The organism is Lacrimispora sphenoides JCM 1415, assembly GCF_900105615.1.
Classification (GTDB): domain Bacteria; phylum Bacillota; class Clostridia; order Lachnospirales; family Lachnospiraceae; genus Lacrimispora; species Lacrimispora sphenoides.
The window spans coordinates 3,514,812-3,532,559 of record NZ_LT630003.1 but is presented as its reverse complement, the minus strand read 5'-3'; the positions used below and the strand labels follow the sequence as shown (position 1 = coordinate 3,532,559).

The following is a 17,748-nucleotide window of genomic DNA, read 5'->3' as shown; positions in this document are numbered from 1 at the left end:
GAGGAAATAAATATGAGCAAACCACTAATCATAATACCCATAGGAGATCCGGCGGGCATTGGCCCGGAGATCGTGGCAAAGGCGCTTGCAGAGCCAAGGGTCACTGAGGCGGCCGGCTGCATAGCAGTAGGGGATAAAAAGATCATGGAGCAGGCCATCAGGATCACAGGGGCGGATTTAAGGATCAAGACGGTAAAGGGGCCGGAGGAGGGGAACTTTGAAAAAGGAATATTAAACCTCATTGACCTGGATAACGTGGACATGGACCAGTTTGCATTCGGAGAGGTCAGCGGAATGTGCGGCAGGGCAGCCTATGAATACATTGAGGAAAGCATCAGGCTGGCAAACGAAGGAAGGGCGGATGCGGTGGCAACCACTCCCATCAACAAGGAGGCCTTAAGGGCGGCAGGCATTCCATTTATCGGTCATACGGAGATATTCAGCGCCCTGACGGAGACGGAAGATCCGCTTACCATGTTTGAGACCAACGGGCTGAGGGTCTTCTTCCTAACCAGGCATGTATCCTTAAGAAACATGCTGGATATGGTGACCAGGGAGCGGATCAAGGATTATGTGAAGCGCTGTCTTGAGGCATTAAAGCGGCTTGGGGTAGAGGAGGGGACTATGGCGGTTGCAGGGCTGAATCCTCACTGCGGGGAACACGGTCTGTTCGGTGACGAAGAGGTGAAGGAGATCATCCCGGCCGTATTGGAATTACAGGAAGAAGGGTATCCGGTGGCAGGCCCGATCGGGGCAGATTCCGTGTTCCATCAGGCAGCTCAGGGGCGGTTTAACAGCGTGCTTTCCCTGTATCATGACCAGGGACATATCGCAACAAAAACCCTGGATTTTGACAGGACCATTGCCATTACCAACGGGATGCCCATCCTGCGGACCTCGGTAGATCATGGCACGGCCTTTGACATCGCAGGAACCGGAAAGGCAGGCGCTGTCAGCATGGTCGAAGCTATTTTGCTGGCAGCTAAGTATTCCCCCCGCTTTAAAAAGGCGTAAATGGGGCAGTAAAAATTTAAGAGGAGGGTTTCTTTATGGTAGGAGGACTTAGCGGCGAGAGAATGATGATTGCTCTTTTAATCGGCATTGTGATTCTGATATTTTTGGTACTGAAAACAAAGATCCACGCATTTTTGGCTCTGATCATGGCATCGCTCATCATTGGTGTGGCAGGGGGCATGCCTCTTGTAAATATTACCTTGGAAAATGGGAAGACCTTTGGCATTGTTAATTCTATAACAACCGGATTTGGGGGAACACTAGGGAGTATAGGAATTATCATTGGCTTTGGGGTGATGATGGGGCAGATCTTTGAACGGACCGGGGCAGCCAAGCGGATGGCTCAGACGTTTTTAAAGCTTTTTGGAAAAAAGAGAGAAGAAGAAGCTCTGGCCCTTACGGGATTTCTGGTCTCCATTCCTATTTTCTGTGACTCCGGATTTGTGATCCTGGCACCCATTGCAAAGGCTATTTCAAGGGTGACGAAAAAATCGGTGATTTCCCTGGGGGCGGCTCTGGCAGCAGGGCTTGTGATCACCCATAGCCTTGTGCCGCCCACTCCCGGGCCTTTGGGCGTATGCGGTATCTTTGGTGTGGACGTAGGAAAGTTTATTCTTTATGGCCTTGTCATCGCCATTCCCATGACCGTGGCCTGTACGGCTTATGCAAGATGGGTCGGAAAAAAACTTTACCAGATTCCTGATGATAAAGAAGGCTTTATACGCCTCCCCTATCAGGAGCCGGATTATTCCCAGGATTTTTCCATTGGTTCTGAAACGCTTCCTTCCACCCTGGAATCCTTTGCGCCTCTGTTCCTTCCCATCATCCTGATCCTGATTAGCACGGTTTCCAGCGCTTTGGGAAAAACTTCCGGATTCATGATGGTATTCCAGTTTTTGGGAAGCCCTATCGTAGCGGTGGGAATCGGGCTTGTGCTGGCGATCTTTACCCTTGGAAGAAGCCTTACCAGAGAAGAGGCGATCAAGGAAATGGAAAAGGGGATGGCATCTGCGGGAATCATCATGCTGGTGACCGGAGGAGGCGGTGCATTAGGACAGATCATTAAGGACAGCGGACTTGGTACCTATATGGCGGAAGCACTGGCAGGTACGGCGGTTCCCATTGTCATCCTTCCGTTCCTTATTGCAACAGCCATGCGCTTTATTCAAGGTTCCGGCACGGTTGCCATGACAACAGCGGCCAGCATATCAGCCCCCATCATCCTTGCTGCGGGAGTGAATCCCATTTTGGGAGCCATGGCGTGCTGTGTGGGTTCCCTGTTCTTCAGTTACTTTAATGACAGCTATTTCTGGGTGGTAAACCGGACCCTGGGAGTTGGAGAAGTAAAGGACCAGATCCTCACCTATTCCATCACTTCCACTATAGCATGGGCCGTTGGATTTGTTGAAGTTTTAATATTGAGTATTTTCCTGTAATCATTTATGATATACATAAGGGAATTTGTGCGAAAGCAGATGCCCTGCCGCCGGAGCTTCCGGCGGCAGGGATTTTTATGCTGAAACAGGTACAGGCTCCATGACAGGAGGAACAGCTCATGATGATGGCGGAAAGGCAGATTAAGATTCTGAACATGATACAGGAAGATGGCAGCGTCCAGGTTGAAGAGCTGGCAAAAGAGCTTGACGTCAGCCCCATGACCATCCGCAGGGATTTGGAAAAGCTCCAGAAGGAGGGGCTGATCGAACGCTGCCACGGAGGAGCAGTAAGCAAGACCGAGGTGGCCTATGCGGATAAAAGCGTGAAGAATCATGGACAAAAGGTGCAGATCGCAGAAAAATGCGAGGAATTCATCAGGGAAGGGACTACCGTATATCTGGACGCTGGAACCACCACCTATGAGATCGCAAAGCGGATCATGGATAAGGAAAATATGACGGTCATTACCAACGACTTAGAGATTGCCCTTCTCATGAAAAACAGCAAGGCAGAGCTGATCCTGTGCGGTGGTTATGTCCAGAAGTCCACAGGTAGTACCTTAGGCTATTACACCACCCAGATGATAGAGGATTTCCGGTTTGATACGGGATTTTTCGGGGCAGCCGCCATAAGCGGTGAGTTCTATGTTCTGACGCCTACCACAGATAAAGCATTTTTAAAACGTCAGCTTGTAAAGCAGTGCCAGCAGGCTTTTCTGGCAGTGGATGATTCCAAATTCAACCGGCAGGGAATGAACCGGATCAACTGCCTGGCTGATTATACGGGAATCATAACAGATCATGTATTTAAGGAGCAGGAAAAGGCAGTCCTTCGGAAGAAGGGGGTTCGAATCATTTCCGTCAATCAAGAGAATTCCAAAGATTGACATTTGGAAAAATAGTGCTGGAATGATGCAATAATTTATTGCAGATGTAAAAGCAAGAGCAGGAGGAAGAGATTATGGCGAAAATAGGAATCATCGGAATCGGAAATATGGGTTTTGCAATCTTAAAGGGATTATTAAAGACATACGAAAAGGAAGAGATCATTTTTACCGATGTGAATAAAGAACGGTGTGCGCAGATCAGTTCAGAGATGGGAGTGGCCCATGGGGAAAGCAATGCCCAGTGTACGGACCAGTCGAAATATGTGGTACTGGCTGTAAAACCCCAGTATTTTGCCCCGGTGCTGTCTGATATCCGTGAGGAAGTGACAGAGGACCATGTGATCATTTCCATTGCTCCCGGCATTACAACAGCCCAGCTAAAAGAGAAGCTGGGAGAAAAGATACGGGTGGTCCGTGCCATGCCAAATACCCCTGCTCTTCTTGGGGAAGGAATGACAGGAGTCTGCTACGATGAGAAGGATTTTTCACAGGAGGAGAAGGAGACGATCGGTGATATCTTCCGTTCACTGGGAAGGATGCGGATTGTAGAAGAGCGGCTTATGAACGCGGTGGTCTGTGCCAGCGGAAGCTCTCCTGCTTATGTTTATATGTTTATCGAGGCACTGGCAGACGGCGCGGTAAAGTATGGCCTTCCAAGGGAGGCAGCCTATGAGATGGCTGCTCAGACAGTCCTTGGCAGTGCCAGGATGGTTCTGGAGACAGGGGAGCATCCGGGAGCCTTAAAAGATAAGGTGTGTTCGCCGGGAGGTACCACCATTGAGGGAGTATCGGCCCTGGAAGAATTCGGATTCCGCAATGCGGTTATAAAAGCTGCGGATGCCTGTTTTAAAAAGTGCGAGAAACTATAAAGGAACGAAAAGAGAGCGAAGATGAGTTCGCTCGTCAGCACAAAGGTTAAATGAGGATTATGAACCGCAGGTTCATAATACCGGACATGGAGGTAAGACAATGGAACAAAAGCCCGTGAAACGACTTGACAGAGAATTAAAATATGAGGGAAATATTTTAAAAATTTATGAGGACACAGTGGATGCCAACGGCCATCTGGTTCACTGGGATTTCATCCATCATAACGGAGCAGCGGCTGTGGTCCCTGTAACGAAAAGCGGGAAGCTTCTCATGGTGCGCCAGTACCGCAATGCCTTAGACCGCTATACCCTGGAGATCCCGGCCGGAGCCCTTGACAGCCCCGATGAACCAAAGCTTGACTGTGCCCACAGGGAGCTGGAGGAAGAGACCGGCTATAAGACAGATAAGGATAAGCTGGAGTATTTAATCAGCGTCAACACTACGGTAGCTTTCTGTGATGAAGCCATCGATATTTTTGTTGCAAGGGAATTAGAGCCTTCGAAGCAGAACCTGGATGAAGACGAATACATTGAGGTGGAGGAATGGGAGGTAGCTGATTTGGAGCAGAAGATTTACCAGGGAGAGATTACCGATGGGAAGACCATTGCGGCAATCCTTGCATATGCGAGAAAGTACGGCGTGAAGTAGAAAAAAGACCGAAAAACGGCAGTCCCGGTAAGGTTAAAATAGCCCGACCCTGGCTTACTGCTTTACAAGAATAAATGTCCCCTTGCAGGCATAAGGTTGAAAAAAGATGTCTTTCAACCTGCAGGGGGATTTTTAATGGCCAGTTTATTTCGTACGCTTAGATACCAATTGAGAAGAAGACCGGGACCAGGGGGAATGCACGTTTCACTGGAACGAAATCTAAGGGCAGAGGACCGCTATCTCCTTTGCTTTTTTACCGGGCTTATTGCCGGAACGGTTATGGCAAATTTCTGTTACCCGTCATTAATGGAGAAAGCAGTATATTATATGAGCCTTTTGAACAGAAATGTAAATCTGGACAAAGGGGAGCGGATCCAGCTTTTTTATCAGGTGTTAAGGCAGCGGGGGATTGAGGTATGGATAGCCTGGCTTATCGGCCTGACTGCTTATGCAGTTCCAATGTATTGTCTGCTGACAGCAGGAATCGGTTTTTCCATGGGATTTGTCCTCTCCATCATAACCGTTCAGAAGGGGCTTATGGGGCTACCTGTGTTCCTTATGTCAGTCATGCCTCAGGGGGTTTGTTACCTTCTCCTTTGGAGCATCCTTCTTTTGTGGGGCTTGCAAAATGGACGGCGGTTTCGGATTCCGGCTTTTTTGCTGCTTTTCTTTCTGGCCGCTCTTGGGAGCGCCTGCGAGGCCTGGATCAACCCATTTTTCTTAAAAATGGTTCTTTAAAGAGAAAGAATTGAAAAAAAATAATTGATCCAATTCCCCATATCTTGCGAAAAAAAGTCATGCATTACCAATATCTAGTACATGTTATGTAAAGTAGCCCTAAAATGTCTTGATAGTGGGAAAAATGTGTTTGATTTTATCGAAAATAGTCTATATAATGTTAGGAAGAAGCCTTATTTTAAGGCATTTTTGAAGCCGAAAGGTCAGGGGATATGGAGATGGTAGCAGAGATTAATCATTTTATCATTTATTTGAGAGAGATAAAAAAAACATCAAAAAATACAGAGGTATCTTATCAGAGGGATTTGATGCAGCTGGCCTCTTTTTTAGAGCGGCAGGGAATCAGGTCAGTGGACAAGGTGACAAAGACCAGTCTTACTTCCTATATTCTGCACCTGGAGAAAGAGGGAAAGGCTACCACTACCATTTCACGCTGTATGGCCTCCATGAAGGCGTTTTTTCATTTTGAATGCAAGGAAGGGAGAATCCGAAAGGATCCGGCAGAGCTGTTAAAAGCGCCCAAGGTGGAAAAAAAGGCGCCTACCATATTGACGGTAGATGAGGTGAACAGCCTGTTAAGCCAGCCAGGCGGCGAATCTCCCAAAGAGCTTCGGGACCGGGCCATGCTGGAACTGCTTTATGCAACCGGAATCCGGGTATCGGAGCTGATTCATCTAAAAAAGGCCGACATAAACTTATCCATTGGTTATATAACCTGCCGGGATGAACATAAGGAGCGCATGGTTCCTTTTGGAAAAGTGGCCAAGCTGGCCCTTTCTGCCTATATGGAGCGTGGCAGGGGATATTTATTGAGGGATCAGGAATCCGAGTGGCTTTTTACCAACTGCAACGGGAAATCCATGAGCCGTCAGGGATTTTGGAAGATTATAAAATTCTATGGGGATAAGGCAGGGATCAAGGCGGACATTACGCCTCACACTCTGCGCCACTCGTTTGCGGCGCATTTGCTCCGCAATGGAGCGGATATTCATGCGGTACAAGCTATGCTTGGCCATTCCGATATGGCTACGACCCAGATGTATATGAACTATACTCAGGGAGAAGATCTGCGCCGTGCCTATACGGGTGCCCATCCAAGAGGATAGGGGAATTCCCCTATACCTGGGTACAAACTATAATAATACGAGGTATGATAATGAAAAGATTAGAAGATTATGTCACAAGCATTCCGGATTTTCCAGAGGAAGGAATCATATTCCGGGATGTGACGACCATTCTGGAAGATCCAGACGGGCTTTCTCTGGCAGTGGATGGCATACGGGAGATGTTAAAAGGGGTGGAATATGATTCAGTAGTGGGACCGGAGTCAAGGGGCTTCATCTTTGGCGTTCCGGTAGCCTATGCAGAGCATAAGAGCTTTATTCCGGTGAGAAAGAAGGGAAAGCTTCCAAGGGAGGTCCTGTCTGCTGATTACGAGCTGGAATATGGCACGGCGACCATTGAGATCCATAAGGATTCCATTAAACCGGGGCAAAAGGTGGTCATCATAGATGATCTGATCGCTACAGGCGGTACCATTGGAGCCATCATAAAGCTGATTGAAGAGCTTGGGGGCGAAGTGGTGAAAATCTGCTTTATCATGGAACTTGCAGGATTAAATGGCAGAGAAAAGCTTGCAGGTTATGATGTGGAAGCCATGATTACTTACGAGGGAAAATAATTATCAAAACAGAGAATCCGGGATAGCGGTGTTTGGACATGTTCATTCGCCCTTATCAGCCGGATTCTTTTTTTGATTCATAGGAATGAACCGCCCATAATTCGATATATTTTTGTCAAAATTTATTTTTTTCTATACATAAATGCTACCTATTGATTTTATTATTTTGAGTATGTTATGATGTGAAAAATAATAAAAACTGTATACAATGTGCAACTTGAAATTTAACCTCATTAAGCAGGAGCGCGGATTGTGAATATCCGATTGACGATTGATAAAATTAATAGGTAAAGGAAAGTTTTTGTACCTTTGTCTCAACGAAGGGTACGCGATAGAAAAAGAGAGGAAGATGAATTATGGCAGTTCATGTAATTGATGAAGCAAACAGATGTTTAAACTGTAAGAAACCCCTGTGCATGCAGGGTTGTCCCATCCATACCCCCATACCCCAGATGATCGAAGCATTTAAGGATGGAGGTCTAAACAAAGCAGGAGAAAAGGTGTTTGAAAACAATCCCATGTCCCTGGTTTGTTCTCTTGTGTGCAATCATGAAAAACAGTGCGAGGGCCACTGCATTCTGGGAAGAAAGGGACAGCCGGTGCATATCAGCAGCATAGAAAATTACATTTCTGATACCATCTTTGACAAGTTGAAGGTGGAGTGCAAGCCGAAAAACGGGAAAAAGGTGGCGGTGATCGGTGCAGGTCCGGCAGGGATCACCATTGCTTTTCTTCTGACCAAGGAAGGCTACAGCGTGACGATCTTTGATGCCAAGGATAAGGTGGGAGGGGTTCTCCAGTATGGGATACCGGACTTCCGCCTTCCAAAGACCATTTTAGAGCGCTACAAAAAGAAGCTTCTGGAAATCGGAGTGAAGATCCGCCCGAATACTGCCATCGGAACCGCCCTTGAAATCAAGGATCTAATCCGTGACGGCTATCAGAGCATCTTTATCGGAACCGGAGTCTGGAGGCCGAAAACTCTGGGAGTGAAAGGGGAATCCCTGGGAAATGTCCATTATGCCATCGATTATCTGGCAAACCCCGATGCCTATGACCTGGGAGAGACGGTTGCCATCATTGGCATGGGAAACTCAGCCATGGATGTGGCAAGGACCGTGATCCGTCATGGAGCCAGGAAGGTGACTCTTTATGCCAGAGGCTTATCCAGCAATGCCAGCGATCACGAAACAGCCTATGCAAAGCTTGACGGAGCGGCTTTTCAGTTTGGGAAACAGATCGTTGAGATTACGGATGAAGGTCCGGTATTTGAGAATGTCCGTTATGATATGGAAGGAAACCAGATTGGCATCGATGAGGAACGGGAACAGGTTTTGGCGGATTCTACCATCATCTCCATCAGCCAGGGGCCGAAAAGCAAGCTGGTGAATACCACCAAGGGCTTACTGGCCAGCCAGAACGGATTATTAATGACAGATGAAAAAGGCCAGACAACCATTCCGGGCATATTCGCTTCCGGAGATGTGGTGCTGGGAGCAAGGACCGTGGTGGAAGCAGTTGCCTACTCAAAGGTCGTTGCTTTGGCCATGGATGAATATATGAAATCCAAAGAAGAGAGCTAAACATGGATTATAATCGTCTTTTAAATCTCCAGGGGATGCTGTTTCTCCTGGTAGCAGCAGGTGTTGTGCTGAGAAAGAAAGGGATCCTGCCCGAGGGGGCAAAGTCCATTCTCACGGACCTCGTGATCTATCTGATCCTTCCCTGCAACATCATCAATTCATTTTTTATTGAGTTTAATCTGGATATCTTAAAGGGCTTTGCTGTAATCCTTACCATTGCCGGTCTGATCCAGATTGGGTGCCTTATGTTTGCAAAGGTATTCTATAACAGGGAACCGGAAAGCCGTAAAAAAGTGCTTCAGTATGGTACGGTCTGTTCCAATGCGGGCTTTATGGGAAATCCCATCGCAGAAGGCGTTTATGGGGCAGAAGGGCTCATGTATGCTTCCATATTTCTGATCCCTCAAAGGATCGTTATGTGGTCTGCCGGGGTTTCGTATTTTACGGAAAGCCCGGACCGGAAGACCGTTGTGAAAAAGGTTTTGACACATCCCTGTATCATAGCGGTCTATATTGGCCTGGTTCTCATGATCACCCAGCTGCCTCTGCCCCCATTCCTGCAAAACACCATCAGGAGCGTAGGCGGCTGTACCACCACCGTATCTATGGTCTTAATCGGCGCTATACTGGCGGAGGTAGAGCCGGGAAGCATATTAGACTGGGGGATTGTAAGGTATGCCTTCATCCGCCTGTTTTTGCTCCCTCTTCTGGTTTACGCATGCTGCCGGGCCTTCCATGTAAAACCCCTTTTGACCGGAGTATCCGTCCTTTTGACCGGAATGCCCGCCGGAAGCACTACTGCCATATTGGCGTCCAAATATGAGGGGGATTATATTTTTGCCACAAAATGCGTGGTTGTGACTACCCTGCTATCCCTGGTGACCATTCCTCTGTGGTGTATGGTCCTTTAATATACCGAATATCTGCTGTTAAAAGCACTGCTATAACAGCTTCATAATTTGCTGCCTTTACAGGTCAGAAATGTCTTATTTTACAGACATTCTGGCCTGTTTTTTTGCAATCTTTTCATCAGCTGCCTGCTATACAGGAGTGACTGCGGCAGCTTAGAGTGCTTTAATTTATTTGAGCCGTAAAACAAAAAAGTCTATGTTATTGCAGGGTCTATTTTAAAATGAGATTGAAACCTTTCATTTTTATTCATAAGGTGTACTTAAGTTGTTAAGACCGGAATAGAATTATACAGAACGCTATATTTCCAGTTGTTACTTGTTAAACGCTTCCAGAGCATTATTAGCGGAAAATTTTGTATATGTTACCGCCTATAAGGGCTCTGAAGTGTGTCGGCAATGCAACTTAATAAACATACAAAATAAACAGGACGAAGGGCGCAGGGTTCATAACAACATTGATGCCTTTCGAAGAAAGGTGTACTTAAAATGAAAAATCAGAAAACATTCTGCATGAAACTATTGGCCTCATTCCTCTTCTGCATGGTATTTATAGCAATTCTCATATGGATCAATCAACCACTGCCAGGGGAAGTACCAACGGCGGCAAGCCAGATAAGGTTTGCCAGGGCACATGTGACTGAAATCATCAGAGACGAGGCAAAGGCAGAAGACTGGACAGAAGGGCTGCGTATCGGAGTACAGGAAGTCTATGTGCAGATAGACAGCGGTGAGGACAGAGGTAAGACATTACCGGCAGTTAATTATATGAATGCATACAATAATGTGGACTTAAAAGTAGGTACGAAAATAATCGCCAGGATGGATACAGATGCCAATGGGCTTTCCTATATCGCATCCATCCCCAATTATAACAGGGGTCCGGCATTGCTTGGATTGACGGTGATATTCGTGCTGTTTTTAGCTGTTTTCGGGGGAAAGAAAGGAATAGCCGCTATACTGGGGCTTGCATTTGCTATTGTAGATATATGGTTTTTGCTTATACCCATGATAAGGCATGGCATTAATCCTATATTTTCATCTGTTGTCATAGCAGCTGTTACTACAGCTGTTTCATTGGTACTGTTAAATGGCTTATCCATGAAAACTTTATGTGCAACCATTGGGTGTGTGGGCGGCGTAGCGATGGCCGGGGCCGCAGCAGCTCTTACGGCAGTTGCTACGCCGATAAACGGTTTTAATATGTCGGAGGCGGAAGAATTAATTCTCCGTGCAGATGGGACAAGTCTGAAAATCAGCGGATTATTGATCAGTGCCATACTCATAGCTGCACTTGGCGCAGTTATGGATGTGGCTTTGACTATTACGTCTGCAGTATTTGAGATGCATCAGCTGAATCCAGAGCTGAACAGACAAAAGCTGATTCAGTCGGGTATTAATATAGGCAGGGATGCCATGGGGACTATGGCCAACACGCTGATATTAGCTTTTGCTGGATCGGCACTTAATATGTTGATACTGTTTCGAATCTTTGATTATCCATATTTGCAGATTATTAACAGTGACATGATGGCGTTGGAGATTATACAGGGTATCTCGGGTTCCATAGGTATTGTAATGACTGTGCCATTAGTAGCATTCCTAAGCGCGTTTATATGCAGCAGGAAGAATGGGGTGGACAAGCCGGTCATGGCGCTAAATGAAAAGAATAAAAAATATAGGAAAAAGTAGTGACGATATTCACATATTTTGTATTTAAAGTATATATAAAATTGGTACTTTTTTATAATTCATTATAATAAGGTTAATTAAGTGATACCATTAAAAATGGAAGGAGAAGAAAAGTTATGAACTTAAGGAAGCTGTTAAGTTTGTTTCTGTCAGTTGCCATGTGTATGAATCTGTTAGTCGTGCCTGGTTTTGCGATGAAGACAGATTCGAACCTGACAAACGGGTATGGGGTAGAACGTTCCAGTGGGGGAGGGAATAAAGCCAGCCCCAGTGAGGCGGACAAGGACACGGATGCAGACATTCCAGAAAAGCCGGAAGAAGAGACAGGCGATAAGGGAGATACAGGCGTCAAGGGAGATACAGGCGATAAGGGAGATACGGGAGATACGGAGGATAAGGGAGATACGGGCGCTGTAAAAGAGGAAGCAAGTGCTTTGGAACCTGTAGAAGATAAGTCCGCACTTAGTGACATCATTCTGGCAGACCACGTAGTGATCAGTCAGGTATATGGCGGCGGTGGCAATAGTGGCTGTATATGGAAGAGTGATTTTATTGAATTGTACAATCCTACGGATGAAGATGTGGACATGGATGGGTGGTCAATCCAGTGGTTGGGTGGCAACGTATTTGGTTCTGCAAACATTCAATTAACAAAACTTTCAGGGACCATCGAAGCTGGCGGTTACTACCTGATAAAAGAAGCAGATGGGAATAATAAAGATGCGCCAGAACTTCCAGAACCTGATGCTGTGGGTAACATCAACATGGCTCAAGGAGGCGGGGCAGCGGCATTGTCCAAAAGCAGCGAGAAGTTATCAGGCAAAGAAGATGAGAATTTCGTTGATTTAGTAGGAGTTGGCACCACGGCGAAGGAATATGAGACCGAACCTACCGCTGCAATGTCAAGTTCCACCGCAGCTATCCGTAAGGACCCGGCAGTGGATACCGACAATAATAAAGCTGATTTTAAGATTGGAAAGCCTGAGCCACACAACAGTTCCTATGAGGAAGGCGGGAATCAACCGGGAGAGACAAAATGCAAGACACCTATTGCAACACCGGCAGCCGGACAGGTACTGAAAGGAACGCAGCTCACATTCTCTACGGCAACATCAGATGCTGTAATCGAGTACAATACGGAGTCTTTTGATGCCGATGAATGGATAAAATATTCAAACGCTGACAAGCTGACGATTGATGAACCGGTTACATACTATGTGCGCGCAGTTAAGGAAGGGCTGGAAGACAGTGAAATAGCTGAGTTTTCCTATACAATCCGTGAAGCCGGCAAAGTGATGACAATTAAAGATGTGCTGGCATTAGGACAGAACACAAAAGATGTGACTGTTAGAGGGGAACTGTCATATCTGGCTACTACATATGGAAATCCGGTGCTCCAGTCCGAGATCGATGGCAGCCAGTACAGCATTTATATCTATGGAGCTGCGCCGGATGATGCCAGGATAGGTGATATCCTGGAAATCACGGGAGATTACCAGATCCGCTATGGTATGCCTCAGATAACATCCACGAAAGATAAAGCTAAAGTCGCTGTTAAGCAGGATGAGGCGACGATACCGCCTGTAACGTATACCATCAGTCAGATAAAAGCCATGGCTGGTACTGCTGATGTAGAGAAAAGCGGACTTATTAACAGAGTTGTTCTGATAGAGGATGTCAAACTGGGCAAGCTTAATACATCAGGCAGTACGCCTGTAACTGATGCAACAGGTACGATTAATATTTATCAGGCAGCTCCATATCCGGAAGGCGTTGAAGAAGGAGAGACAGTAGATCTGACTGCTATGATAGGCAGATATAATCAGACGATTCAGCTTTACACCGGCACAGAAGAGAAAAATGGTTTTCCTGTTTATTATGTGAAAAATGACACCAAACCACCAGTTATTACCTTAGGCACCTATATTGATGCAAGACCGGATCAGGAGTATCCAATATCCGTCCAGGTCAGGGATAATGTGGGCGTGGCAAGTGTAGAGGTTCTTTTCGGGCCCTCAGAGGCGATGCAAGACAAGTCAATTTCCATGACATTTAATCAGGATACGAACAATTATGAAGCTGTTATTCCGGCAGAAAATTTTGCTAAGGGTCAGCAGGCCTTATACATAAAATTCAAAGCGAAGGATAAAACCGGTCTCGAAACAGAAAGTGGGATCGTTACGATCGCTATCAATGACAAACCGCAGGTACTGGCGGTTACTCCTGAGAGAAATAAGGCGACAGGAGACGTGAAAGCGCCTGAGATTTCTATCAAGCTGGCAAATAGCGGAACTAACCCTTCGGTAAGTCTCACTCTCAGTAAGGCAGACGGCACTGCTATTTATACAAACCAGCCTATGAATCTCAAAGAGACAGCTGCTGACGGCGCAACATATGCTTTTACGCCCAAGGTGCTGGAAGACAGCACTTATAATGCGCAGGTGACGGTTGTTCGGGAAGATAAAGTGTCTTTTACTGAGACTTGGAAGTTTGCGATCGGTAAGTCTGCCTTCACCGCATATTTCGGACAGCTTCATGGGCATACGAACTATTCGGATGGTTCCGGATCTGTTAAAGATGGTCTTAATTATCTTGCCAATATACCGGAAGAAGACAATGTACAATTTGTATCTTTTACAGATCATTCCAACTATTTTGATACAAAAGATGCACCCAATCCAAAAGAGGCGCTTAATGATCCGTCTCTTATGACACCTGGGAGCAGGGCCATATGGGAGGAATACAGGGAGCAGACGAGATCGTTTAATGAAACCAGTACCAGAAAGGCGTTATCCGGTTTTGAGATGACCTGGTCCGGCGGTCCCGGTCACATCAATACATTTGGCTCAGCAGGATTGGTAAGCCGCAACAATACCACGCTTAATGACAAGAAAAATGATGCGGGTTTGAAGGCGTACTATGACATTCTGACTGCTGATTCAGACCCGTTGGCGAATCTTTCACAGTTCAACCACCCAGGAAAGACGTTTGGTACATTTTCAGATTTTGCATACTATACACCGGCAAGAGATGCCAAAATGGTCTTGGTAGAAGTAGGCAATGGCGAAGGCTCCATCGGTTCAGGCGGATATTTCCCAAGCTACAATGAATATACGAAAGCACTGGATAAGGGATGGCATTTAGCGCCTTCCAATAACCAGGATAATCATAAAGGGCGTTGGGGCAATGCGAATACGGCCAGGACAGTCGTCATCACAGATGATTTATCGGAGACAGGGATTTTAAGTGCGCTGAAAGATATGCATGTATACGCGACAGAAGATAAGAATTTAAATATCATGTATACTTTGAATGATGAGCTTATGGGAAGTGTCCTGGATGCGTCAGAGGACGTAAAAACGCTGAATATTTCTGTAAGCGTATATGACCCGGATCCGACAGATGTCATAAAAAGTGTAGAGGTAGTGACAAATGGCGGCGCAATAGCAGGGAAAAAAGAAGGCACCGGAAATAGTGGAGAGTTCACCTTTGAGCTTCCTGCAAAGAAAGGATATTATTACATACGTGTTACCCAGGCTGATAAAAATATAGCCGTAACGGCTCCTGTGTGGTATGGTTCAGCCGCAAAAGCAGGCATATCTTCCTTTACTTGTGATACAGATGTACCAGTGACAGGCGAACCGGTGAAGTTTACAGTCACAGCTTTCAACAATGAAGAATCAGATGCCACGCTTACCAGCCTGACATTTAAAACTGGTGATAAGGTGCTTGAAAGTAAAGAACTGAACGTGAGTTTAAAGTCATTGGAAACTTACACGGTTAACAAAGCGTTTATACTTGATAAGGTAGGAGTAAATGAAATAGAAGTCATTGCCAAAATGGAACTGGAAGGTGATCGCAAGACATTCAGCTTTACTCTGCAAATTGATGTACGTGACAGTTCGAAGATGAAATATTTTGCAATAGATGCCAGTCATTATAATGAATATGTGAATGGAAACTACAAGGACAGTATGGGTAATTTCACCTCTTTAGCGGGTGATTACGATATCCGGATGGTCACCCTTTACACCAGTGAGGAGCTGTTAGCCGCTTTAAAGGATGACAAATATGTTGGCGTTCTGTTCAATGCACCTTCCAGACGTGATGGTACAAAGCTGAGAGAGGATTATAAGAACTACTCAGAGGAAGAACTTGATGCTATCAGAGCTTTTGCTAAAAAGGGCGGAAAGACGATTATGATCTGTTCCTGGAGTGATTCCTATGAGGCATATGATGGCTTCAAAGGTGATGTTTCCAAGGCAGGGGATCATATGTCGGCTCAGCAGAATAAGATCCTTAAAGCTCTTCAAAGTACATTCCGTTTTGCAGATGATGAGTTACAAAGCGCCGGCAGCAATGATGGCAGATTGTGGGGGATCCTTAGCACCGATTATAATCTGCTGAACCCATATATAACCGGAGTGGATGCAGGTCTTAAATTCAACACATATGGCAATGCGGACATTTATGCAGTGGATGAAAGTGAAAATCCAATCCATGACACCGCCATGCTTCCATCAGGAGCGGCGCCTCTGGTTTATGCACCGGCAGATACAAAGAGTCTGGATAATGATGGTGTAGGATTATCAGGAGATGCATTGGCAAAATTGGACGGACGTTTTGTATTGGCAGCTACTCAGGAGCTTTATTTCAGCGATGGCGAATCGTCGACACTATATTTATCAGGATGTTCGACTATGAGTGATTTCCAGCTGACATTTGACAGTGCAGCCACCAATGATTACAGCAACTACCAGATTATGGCAAATTTATTAGAGAAGACGAATCAATTGCAGATTACGCCTATTAAGGAAGTACAGGCGGCTGGCGAGGGCGAGCGGTTTATTATTGAAGGCATAGCTACATCTAACGCCTCCGGTTATGATAAAGATACTGCTTTCTTCGATAGTATCTATGTGCAGGATCATACCGGCGGAATTAATCTTTTCCCTGTATCCGGAGATATAAGAGCGGGTCAGACCGTCAGGGTATTTGGAAAAACTTCTTCTTATCAAGGAGAGAGACAGCTGGCAGTAGAGAAGATTATGGTAATTGATACAAATATAAAGGAACTTCCAGAGCCTGTTAAAGAAACTACGAAAGAAGCCTATGAGGGCAAAAACCTCGGCAGTTTAGTCACGGTAAGCGGCAAGGTTATTTCCATTGATGCGCCGAATAATCTGGTAGAAACGATTATGCTGCAGGATCAGTCAGGTAAGCCCGCAAGAATATTCATTGATGGATATATTACAAAGGATAAGGTGATAGAGGATTTAAAAATCGGTGCATATATGTCGGCAATAGGACTCTCGTCCAGAACTGTCATAGGTGACTCCGAGGATTCTGTGTCTCGTATACGTATTCGTGACAGAGACGATGTGAAACTTGCAAAGGAACCAGAAAATCCGGAAGGGCCAGAGAATCCGGAAGGACCAGAAAATCCTGGCGGACCAGAAAATCCGGGAGGGCCAGAGAATCCCGAAAGGCCAGACCGTTCCAGTGATTCAGACAGAGATAAAGATTATGGCATGGTTACATGGAAACAGAATGCCAGAGGCTGGAAGGTTCTCAAGAATAATGGAACATATGCGAAAAATGAATGGTATCAGTGTTCCTATAATGGCCAGATGTCATGGTATCGCTTTGATGCAGAGGGGTATATGATTTCAGGCTGGTATTTGGACGGAGATGGCAGCTGGTACTACTTAAGCGAAAATCATGATGGCTCATACGGCGCTATGGTCACAGGCTGGAGATGGATTAACGGAAAATGTTTCTTCTTCAATCCGGTTAATCAGGCAACGCAATACAAATATGGCGCAATGCTTAATAGCACCATCACTCCAGATGGTTACGCTGTCAACGCAAATGGAGAGTGGGTAGTGGATGGAGTAGTACAAATCAGATAATACAAAGCTTGACCACAGAATTCATTGCATTTGCAGGTCAGAAATGTCTTGTATATACAGACTATCTGACCTGCTTCTTTTTACGAAACTATGGAGAGTGATGGAAAAAGATATTCTTTAAGAATGCAATGATAAAAATGCTTAAATAGAATGGAATATTGTGGGAAAATATAAGAATAAATGTCGAAAATGATGGTGAAATTTGAAATATTATTTCAAGGTGTGAAACAATATTTCGTAATTATATGAATTCTTTGACAAAAAGAATTCATAAATATATAATGGAAACAGCCATGAGGAAATGGCAGCTCTTGGGGCAGGGATCGCATTCCCATAAAGGCGAGGGAGAAGTTGGCAAAAGCACATGGACATGTGCATT

12 protein-coding genes are annotated in these 17,748 nt (G+C 45.7%); all 12 read left to right on the top strand.

The annotated features are described in order from the left end of the window. The first annotated feature begins 12 nt into the window (after positions 1-12). The 12 genes from pdxA to BMX69_RS15965 all read left to right on the top strand — a co-directional run bounded on the left by pdxA (position 13) and on the right by BMX69_RS15965 (position 17,369). Complete coding sequence (gene pdxA, locus BMX69_RS16020; protein ID WP_100042899.1) at positions 13-1,014, top strand: 4-hydroxythreonine-4-phosphate dehydrogenase PdxA; 1,002 nt, start codon at positions 13-15, stop codon at positions 1,012-1,014. Positions 1,015-1,049: 35 nt separating this feature from the next. Next, entirely contained in the window at positions 1,050-2,450 is a 1,401-nt protein-coding gene (locus BMX69_RS16015) for a GntP family permease (protein WP_100042898.1), read from the top strand. Positions 2,451-2,569: 119 nt separating this feature from the next. Beyond that, complete coding sequence (locus BMX69_RS16010) at positions 2,570-3,337, top strand: DeoR/GlpR family DNA-binding transcription regulator (protein WP_054790078.1); 768 nt, start codon at positions 2,570-2,572, stop codon at positions 3,335-3,337. Positions 3,338-3,411: 74 nt separating this feature from the next. Then, a complete protein-coding gene (proC, locus tag BMX69_RS16005) occupies positions 3,412-4,206 on the top strand; it encodes a pyrroline-5-carboxylate reductase (RefSeq protein WP_054790079.1) in 795 nt (264 codons plus the stop codon). 100 nt (positions 4,207-4,306) lie between these two features. After that, complete coding sequence (locus tag BMX69_RS16000) at positions 4,307-4,855, top strand: NUDIX hydrolase (protein ID WP_054790080.1); 549 nt, start codon at positions 4,307-4,309, stop codon at positions 4,853-4,855. Positions 4,856-4,990: 135 nt separating this feature from the next. Beyond that, positions 4,991-5,593 (top strand): stage II sporulation protein M, encoded by a 603-nt coding sequence (locus BMX69_RS15995; RefSeq protein WP_100042897.1) that lies wholly within the window; start codon positions 4,991-4,993, stop codon positions 5,591-5,593. Positions 5,594-5,811: 218 nt separating this feature from the next. After that, entirely contained in the window at positions 5,812-6,699 is an 888-nt protein-coding gene (gene xerA / locus BMX69_RS15990; protein ID WP_100042896.1) for a site-specific tyrosine recombinase/integron integrase, read from the top strand. Positions 6,700-6,749: 50 nt separating this feature from the next. Next, the gene (locus tag BMX69_RS15985) at positions 6,750-7,274 is read left to right on the top strand and encodes an adenine phosphoribosyltransferase (RefSeq protein WP_054790083.1); all 525 of its coding nucleotides are present in this window, start codon (positions 6,750-6,752) and stop codon (positions 7,272-7,274) included. Positions 7,275-7,630: 356 nt separating this feature from the next. Further along, positions 7,631-8,857 (top strand): NAD(P)-dependent oxidoreductase, encoded by a 1,227-nt coding sequence (locus BMX69_RS15980; RefSeq protein ID WP_100042895.1) that lies wholly within the window; start codon positions 7,631-7,633, stop codon positions 8,855-8,857. Between the two features lie 2 nt (positions 8,858-8,859). Next, positions 8,860-9,768 carry an AEC family transporter gene (locus BMX69_RS15975; protein ID WP_100042894.1) on the top strand — a complete coding sequence of 303 codons (909 nt, stop codon included), beginning with the start codon at positions 8,860-8,862 and terminating at the stop codon, positions 9,766-9,768. A 486-nt stretch (positions 9,769-10,254) separates the two neighbouring features. Next, positions 10,255-11,457 (top strand): YibE/F family protein, encoded by a 1,203-nt coding sequence (locus BMX69_RS15970; RefSeq protein WP_100042893.1) that lies wholly within the window; start codon positions 10,255-10,257, stop codon positions 11,455-11,457. Positions 11,458-11,573: 116 nt separating this feature from the next. Then, positions 11,574-17,369: a CehA/McbA family metallohydrolase gene (locus tag BMX69_RS15965; RefSeq protein ID WP_100042892.1), complete on the top strand. Its 5,796-nt coding sequence runs from the start codon at positions 11,574-11,576 to the stop codon at positions 17,367-17,369. Positions 17,370-17,748 lie beyond the last annotated feature (379 nt).